At 50.1% G+C, this 24,081-nt stretch carries 21 protein-coding genes and 1 tRNA gene; 8 read left to right on the top strand and 14 right to left on the bottom strand.

The window, feature by feature from the left end; translation table 11 throughout:
• Nucleotides 1–2: 2 nt before the first annotated feature.
• Entirely contained in the window at nt 3–2,507 is a 2,505-nt protein-coding gene (locus IPM44_00305; GenBank protein QQS27013.1) for a hypothetical protein, read from the bottom strand.
• Between the two features lie 226 nt (nt 2,508–2,733).
• Between IPM44_00305 and IPM44_00300 the strand changes: the two genes are divergently transcribed.
• The 3 genes from IPM44_00300 (at nt 2,734) to IPM44_00290 (ending at nt 4,594) form a co-directional block, all read left to right on the top strand.
• The gene (locus tag IPM44_00300) at nt 2,734–3,315 is read left to right on the top strand and encodes a hypothetical protein (protein ID QQS27012.1); all 582 of its coding nucleotides are present in this window, start codon (nt 2,734–2,736) and stop codon (nt 3,313–3,315) included.
• Nucleotide 3,316: 1 nt separating this feature from the next.
• Nucleotides 3,317–3,964 carry a hypothetical protein gene (locus IPM44_00295; GenBank protein ID QQS27011.1) on the top strand — a complete coding sequence of 216 codons (648 nt, stop codon included), beginning with the start codon at nt 3,317–3,319 and terminating at the stop codon, nt 3,962–3,964.
• Between the two features lie 228 nt (nt 3,965–4,192).
• A complete protein-coding gene (locus IPM44_00290; protein QQS27010.1) occupies nt 4,193–4,594 on the top strand; it encodes a transglycosylase family protein in 402 nt (133 codons plus the stop codon).
• Nucleotides 4,595–4,664: 70 nt separating this feature from the next.
• Here IPM44_00290 and IPM44_00285 read toward each other — a convergent pair whose 3' ends face one another.
• Nucleotides 4,665–6,449: a M3 family oligoendopeptidase gene (locus IPM44_00285; protein QQS27009.1), complete on the bottom strand. Its 1,785-nt coding sequence runs from the start codon at nt 6,447–6,449 to the stop codon at nt 4,665–4,667.
• Between the two features lie 82 nt (nt 6,450–6,531).
• Here IPM44_00285 and IPM44_00280 point away from each other — a divergent pair, with 82 nt between their 5' ends.
• Nucleotides 6,532–6,789 carry a hypothetical protein gene (locus IPM44_00280; protein QQS27008.1) on the top strand — a complete coding sequence of 86 codons (258 nt, stop codon included), beginning with the start codon at nt 6,532–6,534 and terminating at the stop codon, nt 6,787–6,789.
• 131 nt (nt 6,790–6,920) lie between these two features.
• On the top strand, nt 6,921–7,508 hold the full coding sequence (locus IPM44_00275; protein ID QQS27007.1) for a hypothetical protein: 588 nt from the start codon (nt 6,921–6,923) through the stop codon (nt 7,506–7,508).
• A 277-nt stretch (nt 7,509–7,785) separates the two neighbouring features.
• Here IPM44_00275 and IPM44_00270 read toward each other — a convergent pair.
• The 4 genes from IPM44_00270 to IPM44_00255 form a co-directional block, all read right to left on the bottom strand.
• A tRNA-Ser gene (locus tag IPM44_00270) sits at nt 7,786–7,875 on the bottom strand.
• A gap of 87 nt (nt 7,876–7,962) precedes the next feature.
• Entirely contained in the window at nt 7,963–9,045 is a 1,083-nt protein-coding gene (locus tag IPM44_00265; GenBank protein ID QQS27006.1) for a hypothetical protein, read from the bottom strand.
• A 104-nt stretch (nt 9,046–9,149) separates the two neighbouring features.
• Nucleotides 9,150–9,389, bottom strand: a complete 240-nt coding sequence (locus IPM44_00260; protein QQS27005.1) for a hypothetical protein — start codon at nt 9,387–9,389, stop codon at nt 9,150–9,152.
• A gap of 8 nt (nt 9,390–9,397) precedes the next feature.
• The gene (locus IPM44_00255; protein QQS27004.1) at nt 9,398–10,447 is read right to left on the bottom strand and encodes a bifunctional phosphoglucose/phosphomannose isomerase; all 1,050 of its coding nucleotides are present in this window, start codon (nt 10,445–10,447) and stop codon (nt 9,398–9,400) included.
• A 207-nt stretch (nt 10,448–10,654) separates the two neighbouring features.
• Between IPM44_00255 and IPM44_00250 the strand changes: the two genes are divergently transcribed.
• Nucleotides 10,655–11,011, top strand: coding sequence for a hypothetical protein (locus IPM44_00250; protein QQS27003.1), 357 nt, complete (start codon nt 10,655–10,657; stop codon nt 11,009–11,011).
• A gap of 366 nt (nt 11,012–11,377) precedes the next feature.
• Here the strand turns inward: IPM44_00250 and IPM44_00245 are convergent, their stop codons facing one another.
• From IPM44_00245 to IPM44_00235, 3 genes are all read right to left on the bottom strand, one after another.
• Nucleotides 11,378–11,878, bottom strand: coding sequence for a hypothetical protein (locus tag IPM44_00245; protein QQS27002.1), 501 nt, complete (start codon nt 11,876–11,878; stop codon nt 11,378–11,380).
• A 247-nt stretch (nt 11,879–12,125) separates the two neighbouring features.
• Nucleotides 12,126–12,935, bottom strand: a complete 810-nt coding sequence (locus tag IPM44_00240; protein ID QQS27001.1) for a hypothetical protein — start codon at nt 12,933–12,935, stop codon at nt 12,126–12,128.
• Between the two features lie 206 nt (nt 12,936–13,141).
• Nucleotides 13,142–14,122 (bottom strand): hypothetical protein, encoded by a 981-nt coding sequence (locus IPM44_00235; protein QQS27000.1) that lies wholly within the window; start codon nt 14,120–14,122, stop codon nt 13,142–13,144.
• A 177-nt stretch (nt 14,123–14,299) separates the two neighbouring features.
• Between IPM44_00235 and IPM44_00230 the strand changes: the two genes are divergently transcribed.
• Together IPM44_00230 and IPM44_00225 are read left to right on the top strand one after the other, a co-directional pair.
• Nucleotides 14,300–14,968 carry a hypothetical protein gene (locus tag IPM44_00230; GenBank protein QQS26999.1) on the top strand — a complete coding sequence of 223 codons (669 nt, stop codon included), beginning with the start codon at nt 14,300–14,302 and terminating at the stop codon, nt 14,966–14,968.
• Between the two features lie 133 nt (nt 14,969–15,101).
• Nucleotides 15,102–15,779, top strand: a complete 678-nt coding sequence (locus tag IPM44_00225) for a hypothetical protein (GenBank protein QQS26998.1) — start codon at nt 15,102–15,104, stop codon at nt 15,777–15,779.
• Between the two features lie 112 nt (nt 15,780–15,891).
• Here IPM44_00225 and groL read toward each other — a convergent pair whose 3' ends face one another.
• The 5 genes from groL to IPM44_00200 all read right to left on the bottom strand — a co-directional run bounded on the left by groL (nt 15,892) and on the right by IPM44_00200 (nt 24,037).
• The gene (gene groL, locus IPM44_00220) at nt 15,892–17,529 is read right to left on the bottom strand and encodes a chaperonin GroEL (protein QQS26997.1); all 1,638 of its coding nucleotides are present in this window, start codon (nt 17,527–17,529) and stop codon (nt 15,892–15,894) included.
• A gap of 173 nt (nt 17,530–17,702) precedes the next feature.
• On the bottom strand, nt 17,703–17,966 hold the full coding sequence (locus tag IPM44_00215; GenBank protein ID QQS26996.1) for a co-chaperone GroES: 264 nt from the start codon (nt 17,964–17,966) through the stop codon (nt 17,703–17,705).
• Nucleotides 17,967–18,147: 181 nt separating this feature from the next.
• Nucleotides 18,148–18,972 carry a 1-acyl-sn-glycerol-3-phosphate acyltransferase gene (locus IPM44_00210; GenBank protein ID QQS26995.1) on the bottom strand — a complete coding sequence of 275 codons (825 nt, stop codon included), beginning with the start codon at nt 18,970–18,972 and terminating at the stop codon, nt 18,148–18,150.
• Nucleotides 18,973–19,108: 136 nt separating this feature from the next.
• Nucleotides 19,109–20,875 carry a hypothetical protein gene (locus tag IPM44_00205; GenBank protein ID QQS26994.1) on the bottom strand — a complete coding sequence of 589 codons (1,767 nt, stop codon included), beginning with the start codon at nt 20,873–20,875 and terminating at the stop codon, nt 19,109–19,111.
• Nucleotides 20,876–21,232: 357 nt separating this feature from the next.
• Nucleotides 21,233–24,037 (bottom strand): hypothetical protein, encoded by a 2,805-nt coding sequence (locus IPM44_00200; GenBank protein ID QQS26993.1) that lies wholly within the window; start codon nt 24,035–24,037, stop codon nt 21,233–21,235.
• Nucleotides 24,038–24,081 lie beyond the last annotated feature (44 nt).

The following is a 24,081-nucleotide window of genomic DNA, read 5'->3' as shown; positions in this document are numbered from 1 at the left end:
AGTTATTGTCTTCCCGCTTGGATATACATCTTCCTTCTACTAAATACCCATAGAGACCCAGCAATCATAGTTATGCCACTTACTAGAAATAGTACAGTAGCTAGTAGTATTGGTTGAGTATTCTCTCCAGTACTTGCTAGTTGGTCATAGGTAGAGTTAGTTACCGCTAGGCCGACTGGGTCAGCTATGGTGCCTGTTGCTGGGTCTAGGTCTAGTTCGCCATTGTCTATTAGGGTATAGGTTAGGGTTAGGTGGTGTTTATTGTTGATAGTGGCCTCGGTAATAGTTGGGTTAGCACTAGTTGGTAGGTTGTTATAGGTATTAGTATTAGAGTTATACTTTTTAGCTACTACTTGGTTTGGTTTTAGGTCTGTTTCAAAGTTTAGGACTACTTGGTTAGAACTTTGGTTAGTAGTAAAGCTAAAGTTTACTAGGCCTAGTGGGTATTGGTTATTGTTGTCTTGAGCTACAAGGGATGATTCTGGGACGGTAGAACTAGAGTTAATGGTAGTACCAGTTGGAGTAGTTAGAGATACTGGTTTTAGAGAGAAGTTAGCGATGGGGCTGGTGGGGGTGGTGAGGTTGGCGGTGTTGGAGCTTGGTGGTGTTGGTGGTGGCAATTCTGGAGAAATTGGTGGTTCTATTACTTCTTGCTCTATGCTTCCAGTGTAGATGGAGCCAAAATGAGCTAATGCTACTAGTTTTTCGCCATCACTAGAGCTAGCTATAGAAACCCACAGCCTACTACCAGAGCTAGTTTGCTCTGTCCAGGTGGCACCAGAGTCGGTAGAAGTGTAAATGTAGCCACCGCTATCTACAGCTGCTAGCTTAGTGCCATCACTAGAGCTGGTTATGGAGTACCAGTTTCGCTGGCCAGAGTTAGTTTGCTCTGTCCAGGTGGCACCAGAGTCGGTGGAGGTGTAGATGTAGCCGTTATAAGCTACTGCGGCTAGTTTAGTGCCGTCACTTGAGCTGACTATGGAATTCCAGTCTCGTTGGCCAGAGCTAGTTTGCTCTGTCCAGGTGGCACCTGAGTCGGTGGAGGTGTAGATGTAGCCGTTACCGCCATCTACAGCTGCTAGTTTAGTGCCATCGTAACTACTGGCTATGGATCGCCATTGTCGTTGACCAGAGTTAGTCTGTTCCGTCCAGGTAGCACCGGAGTCGGTAGAGGTGTAAATGTAGCCGTTATCACCATCTACAGCTGCTAGCTTAGTGCCGTCACTTGAGCTGGCTATGGATGTCCAGACTCGTTGGCCAGAGCTAGTTTGCTCTGTCCAGGTGGCGCCTGAGTCGGTAGAGGTGTAGATGTAGTCGTTATAAGCTACTGCGGCTAGTTTAGTGCCATAACTATCTGAAGCAACCGAAATCCACATTCTGCTACCCATTACAGTTTGTTCTAGCCAAGTAGTGCCTGAGTTTGTTGAAGTATAGACAGAACCCATCACAGCTACCGCTGCTAGCTTAGTGCCGTCACTTGAGCTGGTTATGGAGTACCAGTTTCGCTGGCCAGAGCTAGTTTGCTCTGTCCAGGTGGCACCTGAGTCGGTAGAGGTGTAGATGTAGCCGTTATTATTATCTACGGCTGCTAGCTTAGTGCCGTCACTTGAGCTGGTTATGGATGGCCAGCCTCTTTGGCCGGAGCTAGTTTGCTCCGTCCAGGTGGCACCAGAGTCGGTGGAGGTGTAGATGTAGCCGTTATAAGCTACTGCGGCTAGTTTAGTGCCGTCACTTGAGCTGGCTATGGAGTACCAGTTTCGCTGGCCAGAGTTAGTTTGCTCTGTCCAGGTGGCACCAGAGTCGGTGGAGGTGTAGATGTAGCCGTTATAAGCTACTGCGGCTAGTTTAGTGCCGTCACTTGAGCTGACTATGGAATTCCAGTCTCGTTGGCCAGAGCTAGTTTGCTCTGTCCAGGTGGCACCTGAGTCGGTGGAGGTGTAGATGTAGCCGTTACCGCCATCTACAGCTGCTAGTTTAGTGCCATCGTAACTACTGGCTATGGATCGCCATTGTCGTTGACCAGAGTTAGTCTGTTCCGTCCAGGTAGCACCGGAGTCGGTAGAGGTGTAGATGTAGCCGTTATTATTATCTACGGCTGCTAGTTTAGTGCCGTCACTTGAGCTGGTTATGGATGTCCATCTTCGTTGACCAGCACTTGTTTGCTCAGTCCAGGTGGCACCTGAGTCGGTGGAGGTGTAGATGTAGCCTGCTCCTGCGGGGCTAAAATTTACCATAGCTAGCTTAGTACCATCGCTAGAGCTGGTTATGGAGCTCAAATATAGGACATCTCCAACAATTCCATTGTTACGCTTCTGCCATTGCCAATCACCCGGCGCAGCGTGAGCGATATGTGTTTCGGTTAGGATGGCAGCAGTCCAGACTACCCCTAGTGATAAGACTGATAATGTAAAAGCTAGAAGTAGCTTTTTATTAAATCTAGAGCTAACAGTATGTAGTTTATTACGTAGCATCACTTTTTTATAACTCACCCTCACTTTGTCTGTCATTATAGCATAGCTAGATTGCGTGTAAGGTTGGGTTGGGTGCCAATATCAAACGCAACCGCTAGAACAAACAGACGCCAAAAACTCGACAACCTAGGCTGTCGAGCACTCTGACCAATCGCTAGGCTTATTAAAGAAGGTTTGTATTTAGTTTTAGATTTTTCGGAATACTTGAAAAAGTAACACAGTTATGCTAAAATAGATAGCGTCGTAATAAATATCGACGCTCATGAAACACAAAAAGCACACCCCACATTCACATACTCAAAAAAAGCCACATGCACTGATGACAGTAGCTACTCTCTCGCTAGCTCTTGTTGTAAGTGCATTTTCACTTCCTACACCAAAAAACAGTACTGCTGCCGCTTCTGAACTCGATCTAGAAACAATGCGCCAGGTATGCTCACAAGCTGCTCCTGCCACCTCAGCTTATGGCGATTGCCAAGAAAGTGCCGATCGTATTGCCGCCCTCAAAGCTCCAGCTCCGGTTGTAGTACTAGATCTCCCCTATCAATCCTTCTCTAACTGCCGTGAAGCAGTCGACTACATCTTCCAAGATCGTATCGACTACCCTCGAGCTGTCAAAGTAGTATTCCGCGAATCTACCAACAACCCCAATGCTCGCCGACCTGGTAGTCAGTACGCTGGCTGTGCTCAGCTTTCATCAACCCTGCAAAGACTCTTCCTAAAAGGCCCCTGGAATGACCCCTACTATAATGTGCTAGCCCTCCGTGATGCCGTAGATCATCCGCGTTGGGGATGGTGTCACTGGGATCTAGTGAACTACTGTGGTGCAGGTGGTGAATTCTAAAATGCCTCGCTCTCGCACGCCACTCACTCTAGACCAAGAGCTCGATAATCATAACTGGGAAATATCTGTTGGTGTTACATTTTCTTCTTTTATGAGCGCAGTTACACTGTTTTTTGCTGGTGTCATCATCTCGCAGTATAAATCTTTTGATCCATCAATTCGTATTCCGCTCTTATTTTTAATAATTTCTACTTTTAGTTTTATTTTTTCTGCCTCCATCTACTCCAATGCCGGTATCGAAGTATCAAAGCGCAAACCAAAGCTAGTCCGAAAATACCTTGTATATGCCAATAGTCTGTTGGAATTTTTTGGACTCTATCTGTTTATCATTGCCACCCCATTAGTAATTGGCGCCATCACATCAGATGAGTTTTTGCGACTAGCCACCATTGCTGTTACAAGCTGTGGGCTATTTTTCTATTCACAATCAAACTTTTCAATACTACATCGCGAGCTCCGACACAAAAACCTCAAACTACTATTTAGCGCCTTAATTGCCCTAGTTAGTATGGGTCTATATTTTACGCAGTTTTTTGCCTCATTTTTTGATACCGCCATTACATACAACAGTCTGGCCATCATACTCCTAGTAATCATTACTGTAGCCACCACCTATTTTTGCCGCAATAGCCGACAGTATGAGGACTAAGCTTGCATCGACACTCGTTTTATGTTAGTATATGCAGGTTGTCAAACCAGTCTGAACTCCGCAAAGAGTGCCTCAAACTAAGAGCGCACGCCAATTTGCGAAGCTGAGACCTTGAGCTTAGTCACGCCGTAGACACCTTCGAGGCGTGGTAAGGATAGCTCACAAGCTGACGACACCACAAGAGAGAGCCTAACCCCCTAAGGCTTTCGCGTACCTCTGGAGAAATCCATGCACCCCCCAAAAAACACCCATCGAGCCATCGTCATCATGATCGTGGCTCTGGGCGTAGCTGTACTTGCAAGCTGCACCCCTGAAGAAATCGCTCTGGTCAGACGTATCCATGGCGAGCACGCATCAGTTCAGAACCATCCGTTCCTCACCTGTGTGCGTCACCATGAGTCTGATCGTGGGCCTGCTCCGCACATCAACGGCTATCGAGCCCAGAACCCAGTCAGTACCGCCTCTGGTGCCTACCAGTTCCTGAACAGCACCTGGCGCACCGTGTCGGCTCGCGCTGGCTATGCTGGCTATGCTCGAGCCAAGGATGCACCACCGCACGTACAGGATGCTGTCGCCATGTGGACTCTCCGCAACGTCGGTAAGTCACCCTGGAACGGCACTGGTTGCTGACCTCGTCGCAACAGTCAATCGGGTGGGAAGATTCATTTCTTCCCACCTATTTTTTATTTATAATCCCAGCCTAACTCTTTAACTCCTCCATCCAGCTGCGGATAATGTCAAACCCACCGCGCCAAAAGTCTTCGCTCTCATAATCTATACCCACCTCTTCGAGTACAAGCTTTGGATCGCGCGAACCGCCCGAAGCTAAAATTGCCTCAACCTTTGGAACAAAGCTCTCCCCCTCCTGCTTATACCGCGCATATAGCGAGAGGCTCAACAGCTCACCAAAATTATAGGCGTAACAATAAAACGGCGTATGTACAATGTGTGGAATATAGGCCCATTCATGCCGAAAAATCTCGTCAATCTCCACCGCATCGCCAAACTGCTCCTGTAAACCAGCAAACCAGAGTTTTTGAATATCCTCTAGGCTTGCGCCATCTGGAATAGCTTTATGGGCATCTATCTCAAACTTTACAAAATAATTTTGACGCGAAATTGTAGCATAACTATCGGCTAATTTTTCAGCTACTAGTGTTTTTTTCTCATTTGGATCGCTGGTTTTATTAAGTAATGCCTCAAATAACAACATCTCGCCAAAAGTTGAAGCCGTCTCAGCCAGTGGTAGGTTTGGGTGATGCGAACCGATTGGTAAATGACCAGCGTAAATGTCATGCACACCGTGGCCCAGTTCATGAGCAAGAGTCGATACATCACGACTTTTACCAGCAAAATTCGTCATCACATACGGCGTCATCGAAGGAGTTATGGCGGCACAAAAAGCCCCACTACGCTTGGTTGACGCGGGATGAGAGTCGATGTGGCACTCTTCGAGAATTTGGCGAGCTTTAGAGGCAAAATCTGCCGAATACCGTTCAAAACTATCTAGTACCAAAGCTTTAGCGTCATCGTAGCTGTACTCGGCTTTAGTTTCGGTTAGAGGAGCGTATAAATCGTAGCGTTGGAGCTTTTTTAAGCCTAACTCACCAGCTTTCCAACGGAAAAAGTCATGATATACCCCTCTCTCCTCCTCGCAAACTTTCATCAAGGCTTCAATTGCCTTATCCGACACCTGATTAGCGGCATTACGCATACCAATTGGACTAGAATAGCCCCGCAAATCAGCCTCATACGCCCAGTCTTTCACAACCGACTGGTAGATCTTAAAAAACTTATCCTCATCACGCACATAGGGCGCAAACAATGCCTTGTATGTCGCCTCTCGTCGAACCGCATCGCTAGAATAAATTCCTGATTTTAGCTCTTCTGAAGTTTCATAAGCTTCTTTTTTACCGTCAATTTCTAGCTCATACGTAAAATCCGTCTCAATCATATCGCGCAAATCAGTCAGCGCGCTGGTGCCCGTTGCGTCTTTATGGCTGATGATCGATTCTTCAGCTTGAGAAAGCGTGTGGCGAGCCATCTCTCGCGCATAGGTTAGCGTATATTCCATACCTTCAACACACGCAAATAACCGCCTGGCATTCACATCGTCCAACACCTGCATGCCGTCCACCGCCTTACCCTTTAACCACATCGAAACTGGTCGCGCCAACTCCTGTAAGCGAACGGCCAAATCCAGTGCTCTGGGCTTATTGTGCCGAGCCTCAGCCGATTTACTGTCTATCGACTCCGCTAAGCTTGGTCGAGTATATAACCGCGCCATTTTCTCAGAAAGTGCAAAATTCCAGCTAAAATAAGCTTGAAAATCTGCCTCCGCCATATCTGGGGTGAGGCGTCTTTGCCAGTCGGTGTAGCGCTTCATGTCAATTTCAATTTCTTTATAAAGCTGATCAAACTCATGCTCTGGCAAGATGTCATCTAAATTCCAATTTACAGCTTCGGAGTTGGGTTTTTTAGTCATATATCTATTGTGGCGCAGTTGCATGTTTTGCGCTAGCCTAAGCGTCTTGGTAGACTAGGTGTAAGTAAACGGAAAAAGAAATATGCTACTTGTCCACATCATTATTGCAACCGCCAGTATCGGCCTCTTTGCTGGTCGGATATTTTCACAAAATTCAAGACTACAATTAGCGGCCAATATCAGCACCATCGCCACCCTTGCCACTGGTGCAATACTGGCACTTGGTCAAACCACATCCCTATCACACGCCTGCATTTCGGGTGTTATCTACCTGGCTAGTGTCATCGCCCTCAGTCGAGTTGCTACATTGGCTCAGGCACGCGCGAAAATAAACCGCTAAGCTCTATTTTAGTCAATTTCTAAAAGCTCAATAGATTATGTATTAATGTACAAATTCTAGTATTGATAAATAACATTAAATATTGTACTGTATAGCCAATACTCGCACCTTCAAACCCGAAAAGAGGTGGCATGCACCCACAGCATCCATATATGGATCCCAACCCGTGGGCAATCAACCCACTAGAACGAGAGAGCGCCTATAGTGCCCAGCAAGCAGCTGACTTTCTTGGGTATAACAGAGTCAACCATGAGCTGCTCGAAGCGCAGCGGATGGGCGGCGATCGTATGGCCCAAGATGTTGCCTGGCAACTCCAAGCAGAAGCAACCATGTTGCAGGACATGCAACGGCGACAGGCAGCAGAAGCGGCCTATTACACTCACCCTTCTAGCACCAACCCGAGTGTCACCACTCCGACTGTCACGTCAACGAGCCAAGCTCATCCGCGTAGCGGTAAGCCGGCTCCAGCACCGCAGACAGTGCCGGCACCACGCTTGGTATCAATTCCCCCAAGGTCGTCATCATGGGAGGACGCCCTGAATAATCCAAGGATTGCTGCGATCTTGAGTGGATCTAAGGTGGCCAGTACTACTTCAAATATGAGTGAGGAAGATCCATTCTGGAAAGAAGGTGGGGGCTTCGAGATTCTCCTGTACATCTGGATGGGCATCATGATTGGGCTTGTCTTAGCTGGACTACTCATCGCAATCACTCGATAGATCCCCCATCCTCAGGCGGGATATGAACCTCCATGAGACTAGCTTCTCGTGGAGGTAATTAATTCTTATTTAACCAAGCACTGTAATATTGGGTATCATTAATTAAAAATGGTGGAGAGAGGGAGAGAGGAATAAACGCTTCGCTACTCATTGCGCTGCATGCTCGGAATAAACTCCTGTGCGTGCAGCTTATGATCGAACCCTACTCTTCGGGCTACGGGTTCTCATCCTTGCACATCATTACTAAAACAGGACCAATCTGGTCCTATTTTAGTAATGGCGGAGAGAGAGGGATTCGAACCCTCGGTACGGTTACCCGCACACACGCTTTCCAAGCGTGCTCCTTCAGCCACTCGGACATCTCTCCGTGCGGTGTGATTATATCTAAAATAAGATGGTTTTTCCAGAGAAACAAAAGCCCGGCTTCGTACTATCCCTAGACGAAGCCGGGTGTTCATGCGGCTGTACAACCCTCACTACCCCACTCAATAAAGTTTTCCAGCCAAATAGTCTGGTAACTCTGTACTTGAGCGATTGTTTCAGGGCTGGCTCGAACAAGATGGCGCTGTAAGAGCACTAGTACCACCTGAGCACCGTAGCGTTGCATCCGCTCAGCTAGCACCAAGTGATTGCGGTAGTCATTACCCACCAGATACACAACTGCCGGCAATTCAGCCCTGTGTTGCATGTCGGGCCTCACCATATCACGTACCCAACCAGAGAGTAGGTCGTCTATGTCTCCGGCTCGGTGCAATTCTTCACGCTGTTGGCGCAAGTAATTCCGCGCCGAGCGAGCGAGTTTGATCAGCTCCTGATTGTCCATCAGGGTCAAATCAACATCTGGCGACTTATCTGGCCAATCCAGACTACTCACCAAGGCACAAGCCAGCGCATCGCGTGCACCAAATACATAGCCCTCCTGGCCCTGCTCGGCCTCAGAGATCTGCACCCAGGCCTCCACTAGTATGCGTTCCAGTATCTTTCGAGCCCAAGCAAACTTTCCGCCAACTATCAAGATTGGTAGCACCAATCGCAGTATCATGCGCGTGGCAAGCCGATAATGTTCGCCGTACACCTTCACTAGCTCACGCACATTATCACGCAGATCTTGCTTGGCGTTACCGGGCAAACCACCCCAGGGGTCCTGACGGGCTCCCGCCAGCTCCCGCAATGCTCGCCGAACTCGCTCGGCAGCTCGAAAACCATTGGTGGTAAGAGCGTTTTCAAGATCGCCATACACCACATTTAGCTCAGGCGGATACTCAACTCGAGCCTTCTTCTGGATTTGCCAGCCAGACTGCTTCAAGCAACACTCAAAGCTGGCTTGACTGAGACTTTCCAGATTGCCTTTCGAGCGATCCTGCAAAAACACCGTGGTCGAGTAAGGAAGCTCGGCTGTGTTAAGCCTAGCCACCGCATCGCGCCACAACGTCTCTCGCAGGCGTCGGTAGTCAATCGCAGCATCCAACCCATGCAGCTTCTCTAGCGAGACTGCTACATTGGGGCCGTCAACGGCCACAATTGCCTGCGCAGACATACTCACCTCCCATAAGAGTGAAGTACTCATACTATCGAGGTACGATTACGAAAACAAATTATACTATGTTTTCAGATATATTTCAAGTATTAATATGAAGCATATTATTTGTAGCGAAAAAACACCCACACCCTATAGCCCACCGTGCAGGCTGCCAGGACCGCTAAGCCAAACCGAATTGCAGTATGCAAGCAAACCGAGTCAACATCTTGACCAATCACAATACACTCACCCGAACAGTTGCCAAGCACATAGCACCAAATATATGCACCCAATCCAGCACTAAATGCCACCCCCAGACATATTGCAACTATCTTAAGCCGATACCGCAACGCCTTGTTCATATCTGCACCTATCCAAGTTGCTGTTTGAACCTCTCAACCAAATCTACCGGTGTTGGGTCAATACCATTAAGAATACCCAGATAAGACGATACATAGTCGCCAAGTATAATCATCCAAAGCAGTTGCTGAATATGGGTTTGTCCCTTGGCATGTACCACAATTGGCTCAAAACCATGCTCTTTTAAGGTGTCCTGCGTTACCGTAAAACGCTTCTGAACTCGAGCATGATCCAGACTGGACTGCAGTTGCACCACCGCCAAATGTTTCTTCTCTGGAAATATCCACCCCTGATATTCATTGTGATTCAGCTCCGGATAAACGTTACAAAAAGCCAACTGTTTGGCATTTTCGTTAATATCAATCTTCCATTTGTAGGCCGCCGAACGTAGGGCAGGACCAGCATAAACTAGCCCCACTTGGCCATGGAGATGGCGAGCCAGCGCCAAAGCCACATTATCTTCTTGTAAATTATCTAAACTCAACTGCGACTTTTCGACATCCAACCAATTCGCCGTGTCTAAAAGCTCGCGCCGAACATCCATCTCACCAATCCAGCCCAGGTCTGAAAATACACAAACTAAGGCCTTAAGACCGGCAAAGGGCGACAGACGCGGTTGCGACACTTGAGGTAACTCCAAAGTAAGATATTTTTTAGAGCGAGCAATTTCTAAAAGCCTTCCACCAGCTGTCATTATAATAATACGCGCCGACCGCTTCTCGGCTTGCTCCAGTGCCGACAGAGTTTCCTCCGTATTGCCAGAGAAGCTCGAGGCAACAAACAAAGTAGTTGGACCAACATATTCTGGCACATCATAGCCTCGCACTATCTCCAAAGGAAGCGCCAAACGTGAGCCAAGCCAATTCTTAGCCATATCCCCAGCTAAGGCCGAGCCGCCCATGCCAGCTATAACAATATTTTCCAACCCCTCTCCCCAGCTAGGTATAACATCATCCGTCATCGAGTCGGCAAAATTGAGCCTTAAGTGATTCGGCTGGTCATCAACCGAATCAAAAATATGGTGTTGATCAAGTTTTTCGAGGTTTTCAAAGTCTTTCATAGCTTAATTATGGCTTTTTTTTGGCAATCTGTCGAACAGAGGTGATCTGAGTATTGCAAAAAACGTCAACACATTGTAACATATCGCATATCGGCCTAATCGCCGTACAGCAAAAGTACCTACTAAAGAAAGAGGTGGACCGTGCCCCAACGGACCCCCATGACCCTATCAGAGTGGCAAAAGCAGGTACGAGTTCGTACCGACTCCATGTTCGCCGGACGGCGAGCCCAGCCCCTCGCCCTCCTCAATCGAGAGGTGGAGAACAACCCTGAGCCCTGGCAGGCCTTGTGCACACACGTCATCCCGTTCGCATCAGCCTGCTTCATGCAGATCAAGCTCGACTACGGCGAAGTCAACGAAAGCACCCACCGACGACTCATTCGCATGGTGCGCTACATCGACGTCCGCGCCGAAGCTGGCGACTGGCGTGGCGAAGCCATCCCCCAGTACCGTGAGTTGCGCCGGCTGATTGCCGAGGTTGATCCCGAATCGCTCCCCGAGCGTGATGAGATGGACCGGCAGTATCAAGCTCGCCACCTCGACCCAGCGACCACCATCGCCTGAGCTCGAGCTCACTACCGGTAGACAGCAATGTCTACCGGTTTTTTAATAAAAGAAGAAGGCCCTCACTGATATTAAGGTCAGTGAAGGCCAGGTGTAGATTTAGCCGGTTCTACTTCCGGTGAGTCGGTTTACGGCCCAGATTGTGGGGCGAGAGGTGCCCCGTCCACCAGTAGGTGCGGTACCCCTCCTCCTTGAGCGGTCCCCACGTCCGCCAGCGCCTGTTCTGGCGCACCGGCGGATCGGCGAACTGCTCGTCGGCGAACGGCTTCGCAAGGCTCGTGGCGAGCTCCGCGAAGTAGTCCGGCTCGAACGGACAGGGTCGAGTGGTCGGTCGGGCTGTGGGCATAGCCCCCCTTTCTTGGCTGATCAGACAGTGACGGGCTGGCGGAACTTGTCCACCATCAAAGTGCGCACATCATCGCGATGCGCCTGAAGTTGACCCACGACCTGCATGAAGTCGTAGTAGTCAACTTCGGTCATCGGTACTCGACAAGTACGCACCGGAAGCATCCAGCGCCACCAGTCGGCAATCGAGGCAGCTGGTGCGTTCCACACCGCCGAGAAGGCCAGCGTGGTGCGCAGGCCGTCGATGACATCTGCGCGCTGCACCACCCAGTCCAACAGGTGGAGCGGGTGGATGGCCTCTGCCTGGCGGTCCAGGCGAGACTCGGCTGCCAGACAGATCTGGCTAGCAGCAGTCTGGATGTGGCCACCAAAGATGGCATCTAGCACTCGGCGCTGACCAACCACGAAGTGGAGCTCGCCGTCCTCGACGACGCGGACCAAGCCGTTGCTGTAACGGCTTGCAGTCTCCCGGTCGCTCAACCGGGCTGGCAGATTGTGATTGGGGGTGCTGGGAAAGTCCATGACTCTCCCTCCTCTCTCTTCTGTGTTTGTAGGTACTGGGGACAAAAAGAGAACGTGTCGCACGACACATAATGCCGTGATACTCGCCCTCTTAAGAACTTTCGTAGAATATAATCATAACAAATTTTCTTAAGAAGGGACAAAGTGTTTGGTTAGAGGCCTTGAGGGGCCGGGAGCAGGTACAAGAGGCACCCTTGTGATCACAGTTGACCACGGCTCCCAGCCCCTCGGTAGCGCCTAGCAGGAATCAGCCGCGTCGCCCCTTCTGGGGCTTGGCGCCCTTGGGCTGCTGCATTGCAGCCCGGATCGCCTTGTCCCTCTCGGACTTTGCGACCCTGCTGGCCGAGCGCCCCTTCGGCTTGCCGCCACCGTTACCCGAAGGCTTGGTGGTCTCACCGAAGAAGATGCGGCTCAGCAGATCAAGTCGCTCCGCCGTGAGGCTGAGCGACTTGACCGCCACGCGGTAGCCGTCGCCGGCCAGCACCTGGTTGAGGCACTCGACCTGCCAATCGAACAGGCCCATGGCCTGGCCGCGGTTACCGATGATGGAACCAGCGCGCGCCGAGAAGATGAAGGTCTCCTCGCGGGCCAGCTCGACGATGTCGCCGATCAGCTCGTCGGCCACCTGGCGGCGCGCCGAGAACTCCTCGAAGGCCTCGAGGGCTGCCTCGCGAGCGGCGCGGTGCTCCTCCGGGGAGGAGTCCTTGTCGCGCACGGCGCTGGTGAGGCGCTTGAGCTGATCGATGCGCCCACAGGGCGCCATCAGCTCGAAGAGCTGCAACCAGGCTGCCTGAGCCAAGATGGCCCGCTCCAGGATGAGCTGGCCGCGGTTGCGGCGCTCTTCGGAGCTGGCGCCCAAGAGGTTGGTCACCGCCTCCAGCGCCTGGTCCCGCAGGACCTCGGCGCCGAACTGCTCGATCCAAGCCTGAGCCTGGTAGACGCTGACGAAGATCTCCTCGCGAGAGAAGAGGCTCGCCAGCGGCTCGTGGAGATGCGGCGCGGTGAACTCCCGGGCGGGAGTCGTGGTTGTCTCGGTCGTGGTGTCGGTGACGGTCATTTAATATGTCCTCCTCGGACGGTTGAACCGAAAACCAACGTGGTCTCCGGATTCCTGCTACCCTCGCCTAACTAAGTAGACTGCAGGTAACCGGAGACCTAATTTCCAAACACTTTGTCAAATAACAACCTGCCTATTTCAAGATAAGCAAGTCGTTACAGTATAGCAAATTATGATGTTTTTGTCAATAATTAATAACAAGTTTTTTAACTAAACAGTGATCTTTTCTCTGTCGGGGCACTATCTCCTACCGATCGAATTTTGAACTCCGCATATCTAGTGTCATCCACATCGTGAGCCGGTATAATACTTTGCTTGCCAGATAGCACATCACGAGCCATCTGGCGGATTTCGCGCCGCAACTGCCCCGCCTCCAAATCTGGCGTGTCGGGACGAGTGGACAATATTTCGGCCCCAGCCCGCTGAGCACTACTATCTGAGCTAAGTGACTTTTCCGGATTTACGCCAGATACACCACGACCAGAGTCGGAAGCCTTTTTATACCAAACCGGAATTTCAGCCGGATAAGTATTCCCCCGTCGATCCTCCCGCCGTCCAGCTTGCATCCAGGCAGCCGACTTAATGTGGGCATCCGGAAAAGCTCGTCTAAATATCTGATAAGCCAGCTCTTCAGTCGAGCCACTCACACTCACCTCATCAATCACCAACAGGTTTTTACCCGCCATATCTGGATAAACCTGACGCATAGTTGCAATGTAAGTATCGTAAACCCCCTCCTCAACCTGTCGAATCATCTCCTCACGGGTTGGACGACCGCCGGCTGGCCCTTCATTGGCGTGCAAATTTAAAAAATGAGTATCTGGCTTTTGGGCGCCATCCTCCGGGAAAACCTCCCACATCGCATCAGTTAACCAATACACCGGTCGAGCCGACTTATCCAGATAAAACACAGTGTCAGCCGAGTCATGCTGGGGTCCGCCTTCGTCGGCAAAACCATGGCGAATAGTGTCAATGAGTCGCTCGGTGTTATACACGTATTTAGCTCGCATACCTTCAGAGTCACCCCTAGCAATCGTCTCGGTCGCCATAACTCCTTGCCGGTTAGTAATTAAATCTAGATAATTCTCAGCCGTTAGGAGCTTATATTCGGATCTCTCCTGTATTTCTGGGTTTTTGGGACTATGCGCCTTTTCCATAACCATAAGCGTATCATAAAAAGCTCTCATCAACGATTTCTTGGCGACAGACTGACAACCGTAGATATGCTTAATAAGCGTCTATCTGACCCACTAACGAATATCTCCACCTAATAACCATAATATAATCTGGAGGTTATTATTTACAAATTTAAACAATTATGGTAAAATATTACTCATTCGTACCTACTACCGAATCGAGGTGAAATGAAGGGATACCAAGAAATTTTCGAAGCAGCCGAACAAGCGCGTATCCAAGGTGATTACGATCTGGCAATCGCGCTGTATGCAATCGCCGCCGCTTCCAATGAAGAGATCTCTACTGCTAATAAGACGACGCTTCACCACATGTGGGGAGTTGCGCTACTCGGTACAAATGATTACGCAGGGGCTAATCAGCACTTTGAGCTAGCACTAGATACTGTACAGTATCTAGACCAACACGCCGCAATTCTGCGTGATTGCTCACGTGGTGATATGATCAATGAAGACTTTGAACGTGCGCTGGAAATAATTGAAGTTTCGCTATCGATAACAAGGCGTACCAACCTCGCTGAACTTGGTGCCAGCCTGGGCTTCAAGGCTCGTATCTTGCTTGCGCAAGCCAATGTCACAGAAGCACTCGAGCTATTCGGCACAGCCGATGTTCTCCTGCAACGCTCCGACAATCGCCACTACGAACTCTACAACCTACTGCACTTCCTGAAAGCCATTATCGAGCACCGGCTGAGCCTAGAGGGCTGCAACGGCGAGCGAGACTTCGCCCGAGCGCAGACCCCTCGACTCCAGGCTCTCGCTGAGACCTATGGTGGACTTCACCATCAAAAGATGGCTGCCGACATCATCGCTGACGTCTTCACGGAAGCTAAAGCTTGATCTATCCACTCCGAGCTCACCCTCGGGGTATTTATTTTTTTTTATTGACATTTATAAATATTTATGATATCATATATATATGAACCTTCACAGCACAACCAGAACCGCGACTCTCCCCACGGAGTCGTTCCCCATGCCCAACCCCGACGTCATGTCGCTATCCGAACTCATCGCGAGTCAGGGTTTCGACAAAGCGTTCAAAGCCATCGGCCTACCAGGTGTCCTCCAGGACATCGTGCAGGCGCTCACCGAGCGTGAGCCATTCTTCTGCGATGCGCTCACGGGTCGCATGTGGGACGCACGAGAGGCCGGTTTCGACGAGATCGATGCCATCCTCGACTCTGCAACCGGTATGACCGATGTCATATCGACAGTCACTGCGCTCGCATATGAGACGATGCGCCAGAGAATGCGTGCCGCTCTCGACATTCTCGAGAACGACCAAAACTCTTCCGTTCTCCGCTTCCACGCCTGGGAGATGGTGATGAAGATCTGGCACACCGGTTTCGACACGCACATGTCCGAAGTCGGTGGTGACCCCGACCAATGGGATGACGGCGCTAAGCCGGTGTTCTTCCTCTGCGCGGATGTCGCGTTCGACAAGTCGCTGGATGAGGATACGCGTGAGCGCGCCCTCATCAAGGCTCGCCAGACCATCACCGACTTGTACGGCGAACCCGACGAAGTGTTCCCCAAGCAGTGGAACGATCGGGAGTGTCCGATTCCCAGGCGTAACCTGGACGCTGCCTGGAAGTGGTTGCTCGATCGCCACTACGGTGAAGGAGCCTACCAGCTCCTCGTAGCGCGGTGAGTCTCTTCCATTGTGCTTTAACGGCCCCTGACCTAGTCAGGGGCCGTACTACTTTTATTTACTAAAAAGAGCCTCCAGTACGAGGCTCTTTTTAGATTAAGCGATGTATTTGCTACATCATTCCGCCCATATCAGGCATTCCACCCGGCATACCACCACCGGCTGGCGCTTCCTTTTCTGGAATATCAACCACTGCAGCTTCCGTTGTAAGTAGCATCGACACCGCCGAAGTTGCATTTACCAATGCCGACTTAGTCACGCGGACTGGGTCAATAATACCCTCTTTAATCATGTCGGTTTGCTCATTTTTAGCAAAGTTCCAACCAATGTTGTCAGACTTTGACACCGCTTCCAGAATTACCGCTACATCTGAAATGCCAGCGTTAGCAGCAATCTGACGCAGTGGTGCCTCGAGGGCTTTGGCAACAATCTTAACACCAACCTGCTCTTCCGAGTCATCAACTTTCATCTTTTCTAGCGACCGCGCAATCTTAACCAGCGCTGCACCACCACCAGGCACAATTCCTTCAGCCACTGCCGCCTTAGTGGAGTTAATGGCGTCTTCAATGCGCAACTTCTTCTCCTTGAGCTCTACCTCGCTGGCTGCCCCTACCTTAATAACCGCCACACCGGCCTCGAGCTTAGCTACTCGCTCCTGAAGTTTTTCAAGTTCATACTCGCTGGTAGTTTCTTTGATTTGGGCCTTAATCTGGGCGGTACGCTCCTTGATTTGCCCTTCGGAACCCTTGCCTTCTACAACTGTAGTGTTGTCCTTGGTGGCAATCACTTTACGCGCCTCACCCAGCATTTCAACCGTGGCATCCTCTAGCTTGAGACCAACTTCTTCGGTGATTACCTGGCCACCAGTAAGAATAGCAATATCCTCAAGCATGGCCTTGCGACGGTCACCAAAGGCTGGAGCCTTAATGGCGAGTGCGTTAAATGTACCGCGTAGCTTATTTAAGATAAGAGTAGTAAGCGCCTCGCCTTCAACTTCTTCGGCGATAATTACCAAATCTTTCTTACCCTCTTGAGCTAGAGCTTCTAGAAGTGGCAAAATCTCCTGAATGGAGCTAATTTTCTTATCGGTTATCAGGATTGGCGCATTCTCATAAACGGCTTCCATGCGAGTCGTATCAGTTACCATGTAAGCAGAAACGTAGCCTTTATCAAACTGCATACCTTCAACCACTTCTTTTTCCAGGCCCATACCCTGGCTCTCTTCAACCGTTACAATACCATCTTCACCAACAGTTTCCATCACTTCAGCAATCAGCTTACCAACTTCTTCATCACCAGCTGAGATGGTCGCCACATTGGCAATCTCTTCCTTACCCTTGACTGGCTTAGCCATATCATTTAGGTCAGCCACCACATGCTTAGTAGCCTTTTCAATACCACGACGAATAGCAATCGGGTTTCCGCCAGCTGCAACGTTTTTTACGCCTTCTTCCATGATGGCTTGAGCCAAAACTGTTGCAGTAGTTGTACCATCACCAGCCATATCGTTGGTCTTGGAGGCAACTTCGCGTACCACTTGAGCACCCATGTTCTCGAAGGCGTCTTCTAATTCAATTTCTTTGGCAATCGTAACTCCATCATTAGTAACCAACGGACTACCGTAGCTCTTTTGTAAAACTACATTACGGCCCTTTGGACCAAGCGTCGTTTTAACAGTGTTAGCGAGCTTATCTACACCATCTTTTAGCTTTTTGCGTGCATCTTCTGCGTGAATAATATCTTTTGCCATAATTTAAATCTCCCTATATTTCATTAATTACTATCAAACTGAGATGTAAAGAGTGGTGTATCGAGATGAGCTTCAAGGCAGTTGTGAGGCTCGGAGCAAGGCGTAGTATACCTACGTTAAAGCGATAACCACAGCAACTAACGCTGAAGATCGCTCGAGACACCGCTCGGGGACTACTTCTTTACAACTGCCAACAAGTCTTCTTCCTTGCCAATCAGGTAGTCTTTGCCATCGACTTTTACATCATCTGGGCCATAACTCTTATATAATACGGTGTCGCCAGTTTTGACTTCTTTTACTTCTTTACCTACGGCTAGTACCTTAGCCATTTTTGGCTTTTCTTTGGCACTATCTGGCAAAACTATGCCCGAAGCGGTTTTTTCTTCCGCATCTAACTGCTCCATCACAATACGATCTGCAAGTGGTTGCAAGTTCATTCCTACCTCCTCTTTAATTAACTTAGTTCTACTCGATATAAAAATGTTAACGCTAGCTTATCTTAAGAAAGCATTAGCACTCTCACAAGTCGAGTGCTAAATTTAGTATAGAAAGTATCGTGGCGCCGGTCAAGGGCAAGTAAAAAGCCCAGTCTTGTGCTGGGCTAGAGTTGGAGTCGGACTACATAGTCTCGATGATTTGACGCGCCTGATTACGGCCCTGCTCAATTGCCTGTTGCCAATCCTGGAGCATAGCGTAAGCACGTGTTTTATTATCACCAGCGTAGTCGGCTGGTTGCAACGGATCCATCACAACCGCCACCGCATAGTAACGATGCAAAATCTTTGTTTGGCGATGCTCGTCAGCCTTACCAACGCCGTAGATGGCTAGAGGCACCAAAGGGACATCAGCTCTCAGCGATGCATACATTGCCCCTAGTTTGGCTTCGAAGAGATTGTCATCATCCCGCCGAGTTCCCTGCGGATAGACCACCGCTGGCTGACCGCGCCGAAGAGCCGTATCTAGCACTTCCTTCATCTCTTCCTTGGTGAAACATATCCCCTGATAATGAGGTTGCTTCACCCAATCCACGTCGCGCATAAACGGCACGCAACCCATGCGCTGGTTGAGTCGTTTCAACCACCACCAACGCACAAAGTCGGGCTTGGAAGGCCACATCATCGGACGCGGAATCAGGCCAGTCAACGGGATATCCAAAACATGCTGATGATTGGGTGCCACCACAAACGGATAATCGCTGATATTCTGAGTGGTACTGCGCCGATATCTTGGAGGATAATAACTGGCCGTTGGTTGAGGCAAGCGCTCCAGGCCTACTATTCTTCCCTTCATGCGAGTAGTAGCCACTAGCAAAATCAGCTGACGAAACACTCGATATCCAAACCACGGCCCAATACCCGTAGCACTGTGCAAGCCTCGAAGTCGCCGAGCATCAGCCTTCATGGACAGCACCGGATATACCCTAACCGCTCGATCTTGCGACATATAGATCCTTCTCTTTCTTTAGGTACAACGACTGGCGATGATTTTAACAGATAAAATTAACTTATGTAAGTAAAAAACCCTCGCCAAAGCGAGGGTATGTGGGGGAGAGTACGAAACCCTCCCCCACTAGAAAAAGTTACGAGCCAGCCACCACTCGACGATTGCGATCCTCAGCATTGAGTCGCACAAGTTCGTCAATTGTGGCGTCCAGGCGAGCCTGGAGCTCGGCATCGGAGAGACCAGCCAGGTCTTCACTACCACCAGGGCTTTCACCCTCGGCAGAGCTAGAACCTGACCCTCCACTCGAAGCCGAACCGTCATAGAGAACACGACCCATCTCGCCGCCATTGAGCTCCACCGCCTGATCCAGCTGGCCAGGTCGGATAGTGAGCAAGTAGCGAGGCTGACCCGATCGGACCGCGAAGGCCGACCAGTTACCATCAGCCGCGGGAATGAACTCCTGTAGCGCGCCCTCCTGCCCCTTATTTAGGAACGAAGGGTCAATCCGGGCCAAGATGTCACGAGCACGACGCTCCAGATCTTGCTCGGTAAGAAGCCCCTTGTCTTCCTCGTGATGAACCTGCACGCGCATGGGGTTGAACTCCCCATACGTGACCGAGCCACTCTCGACCAGCGAGAGGGCCATGATGGTCTCCGCGCGGGACTGACGAGGTGTCAGAGGAGTGGCGTAGTAGGCACGCTCATCCAAGGCGGAACGCAAGACATACTCCGAGGAGTTACCCTTGTTCGCGCCCAGATTAACCGGATCGAAGCCGAAACCGCTGGCCTGCCACTTGCGCCCAGCACCCCAGTTGATCATCTCACGCTGCTGCGCGGCGATACTGATGGGGTACACCGGACCCTCAAGCTCACCAACCTTAACCGAGCGCTTATACTCGATCTGCGGCTCACCCGATTGGCTACCTCGAATCACGACAACGCCAGCGGGAACTTCCACACTACGTCCACCAAACCACCGATCTTGCTTAACCGGCAACACAATGGTGGGTGCGTCGCCTTCGCCACAGTAACCGTACGCGTCGGACAAGGCCCAGAACACGTTCGGAACCTTCAGGCGAACCTGATCCGAAAGACTATTGGCAAACTCGCCGGTGAGCGCATAGTTGAGCTCATTCTCGCCCTCAAAACGGCACTGGTGGACCTTCTCAGGCTCACCGTCCCACTCGACGATGGAGTCGATAGGAACACGACGACCAGAACCATCACGAATGACAGTCCAGCGTCCAGTGCCAGCTTCGGCCGGCAAGTAAGCGTAGGTCCCGTCCAGAACGTCAGCCCTGGAGTCACCCGTCGCCCGCTCGGGCATCACCTTCTGCGCGCCCACCAACGATGCGGGGCGGGCATCAAAACCCTTCTCGAGGTACTCGATGGGGGTGACGTCAGTCTTCACCTGTGGATCATGCGAGCCGTTGATGCGCTCCAGAATCAGCGGCTGCTTCTTCTGAGAGGCGTACTCAATGGTGATTGACGGCGTAACAGCACGCGGAGTCAGCTTGGTGTCCACCGTGAAAGACACGATGGCAAGCAAGCCAGCCACCACAAATACTATCACTCCCAGAATCACATTGAAGGTCTGAGCTCGCTCAAGCCGGACTGTTTCAGCCTTCTGCTCGTCGCTGAGATGATGAAAGGGTCTCGGCTTCGCTTCAGCGCACCAAAAGTACGTGAGAACGAAACACACGCCAGCCACGATCAGCCAGAACACCTGTCCGCTACGTGAGTCGAGCGACAACATCAGGCGCTGTGTGCGCTCGACGCTGTAACCCGCCTGGGGCCACAGTGCGCCAACCAACTTGGCGACCAGGAACCAAAGCCCCATGATCACCGCGAAAGTACTAGCGAACAGGCCGAAGCCCAGCCAAAATGGTTTGAACTTTTTCATTTTTCCCCTTTCAGGGATAGTAGGTGCGACATAGCGAAACGGTCGCTAACACCGTGAGGGTCATCCCCCCATGGTGGGTAACGGGAAGGCCACTAGAGCCTTCACACCATGAGCTGATGAACTTATAAGTATCGCAACAAAGTATGGAGCTTGTTGCCACCCTGAGCGGTCCCGTTATCCGCTCATCACTCCGTTCGTTCAATTCTCCTGTCGGTTTCGGCGCTTGATGAGAGGATAGGGTTATCGAAACATTTCAACATAAAAACCCCGCTGGCCACGGACCTAAGGCTTAGTCCAGGGCGAAACGGGATTTTCGATACCTATAGCGTATTAAGTTGTAAGACTAATATAGCGTAGTTACTGGCTTTTGTCAATAGCTTTTGGCAATTTTTTTTGCTTATCTGGAGTATCTTCTGTAGGGCGCCTGAAAAGTAGATAAATTGCCCCAACCAATGTAGCTATTCCAATAATACCTAGCCATACCCAAGGCGGTAAACTAAATATCGTACCAGCCGTCTTATATAAAACAATAATTATCAAAGTAGCAATTCCCCAGGTGCGCACCAGGTTGTAATGCATTACCATACCCAACACCGTATAGGCAATCCCTAAGCCCAGTATGGCCAATGTATATCCACCCGTCTTATCATCCAAAGCCTGAAATGCCAGAGGTACGGTGGAAACTACCAAAGCTCCAACGGCCAGAACATCTTGAGCCTGGCGAGCCCCACGCTGATATTGCCTATATGCCAGAGCAGCCAGATATGCTGCCGTAGTTTGAATATAGAGTTGAGCAAAATCAATCCGCATGGCATCATAGGCACGCAACACCGCCGTCCACAGCACGGCCGATGCAATATACTTGCCGGCTCGGTGCTGCAGACGGTAGGCTTCTGCCATAATCACCGATCCTGTTACGACATGAATCAGCACACCGAGCCACGGATTTATTGCCTCACCAAACGATGCTGCTAGTGCCCCTAAAAAGCCCACTAAAGCCGTTTGGCGCACCAGTTGCAATCTACGATCCTGACCCAGCCAACCAAGCCCATAGAGTATCATCGACCAAACCAATAATGTCGGTGCATACAGCCACTGTTGCTGGCTTGCCAGATACAGCGCTACCCCGTAACTCATAACTGTTGCTGGTAAAATCACCTCTTCGGACTTCTCCAGATAACTTATGCCCACCACCAATAAAGTAGCCACCAGCATCACAACTACGGCACTTAATTCATTACTGGATAGAGCCATCAAATAAGAAGCTACAATGCCCACACCATATACTACCGCTGATAGTGCTTTTTCTTGGCGTATCCCTGCAATTAGGCGATACATGCCAAACAATAGGCCCGCCACACCCAGAATAAATACTGAACTCATTAAGATCGATAAATGAAGCCAGGCGGACAAACCCATAATAGCCAGATACCAACTTGCCGCGACACCAACTATCAACTTTGGTGACCGCCAAATACTCATAGCCGCAAAAACAGCACCTGAGCCCACCAGAACTATGGTAAGCCACTGCGCTGAGGCGGACATAAAGGCCAGTACTGATGCTAGAACTAGTCCGATAATTACAAATCCATCTTGTTCGTCGGCCAAGCCTACTGATTTTGGCAAAAGCACAAACTGGGCCAAGACAGCTAGAATAACAGCTACCGCCAGCATAATCATGGCGATCTGTTCTAAGCGCAGGGCTGGCGTAAAGAGAAAGTATCCAATACCCAAAGGCAACACTAAAATTGTCGTTTGCAAAGCTGTAAAAGTTGGACGAAAACGCGTTAAGAAATAATGAACAGCCTGCAATACACTACCGGCAATGGCTAGCCAAACCATTTGCTGTGGCTCAGTCCAGACAATTAATGGCGAAATAAATACTATCAGCGTCGAAAGACCACCATAAATTGGCTTGTGTTTTACCTCTGGAGCTAGTTTTTCAGCTATAAAATAAACCACTCCAATTAGCATTACTGTCAATGCCACACCAAGCTGTGGCACATCACGCGCCCACAGCGTCATACCAAAACCAATTGGGAACAAAGTACTGGCCAGCATGATGTAGTTGAGCTCTTCAGGTGACTGATCGAAGTCTTTTAACATCGCGCAGAGCATATAAAAGAGAGAGGTGATCACCAGTTGTACACCTATGCTCCACAAACCATATTCCTGGAAACCTAAAAGCGAAATTACTACCGAAATTGGTACAAATATTTGCGCTACAATCCGAAATGGCTCACCAAACTCTGACTCACGCCAAAACTTTGCCAGAAAAATATAGCCCATACTGGTCATTAGCATTGCCCAGCCATACCAGTAGACCGGGGCTTGCGTGGTGGCAGTCAAAGCCTGGAAGAGCGAGATAGTCGTCAAAGCTCCGTAGTAAGCAATGTAGCTCTTGCGAATAACTAAGAAAGCCACCGCCTGCATTATTACTAGAATCATGCTTGTCACCAGCCAAACTGGGCCTGGATTCTGGCCGGCAAACAGCAATGTTTGCGCTGCAACACCTACTAACGGCGCGAGCAGTAAGCCAATCGCCGTAAAGGTTACTCCAGCCGGACGGATGCGGGTTGTTGTAATGAACAGCGTGAGACCCACCAAATAAAAAATTACCGTAAATAAACCAAGCAGGGCAACTTTAGCTGTATCTCCCAACGAGCCATAGGTTGACCCAATAAAAGCCCCTGAGGCGACCACAACAAAGAAAGCCCCTAAATACAGCAATATATTTATATTCTGTAAAGCCTTTAAGCCCTTCTCAGCAAGCGGTTCGCCCACCTCTTTTGGTATAGATTTAGGCTGCTCCACTGAGCGCGTAATATCCTCTACAAGTGGCTTAGGCGCACTGCTGTTGACCACCTCCTTAGATACCGCTTGACTGGATTTTGAAGCAGCGGGTAGAGACGACAGGCCAAACCGTAGGGCCTGCGCAGCTCGCATCAGAATTGACTTTTCAGATTGAGAATTAGCCGCTTCTGCTAAGGCCTCTAGTCGCTGGGCGCCAAATTCGTCATGAACTATCCCGTCTGGAGACTGGTTATGGTGCTGACTATGCTTTTTGCGTTGGTCGCTAATAACTATGATTACACCAGCAATAATAGCCCAAGCGATCGGGTTAAACAGCACTAAATTAATAAAAGCTATAAATAGATCCAAAATACCCTCTATTAGCTGTAGTGTATCGGAATATTACCACTCTC

It is taken from the genome of bacterium (genome assembly GCA_016700035.1).
Lineage (GTDB): Bacteria > Patescibacteriota > Saccharimonadia > CAILAD01.
Note: the sequence above shows the minus strand (reverse complement) of the source record. Positions and strands in the feature narration are given on the sequence as shown.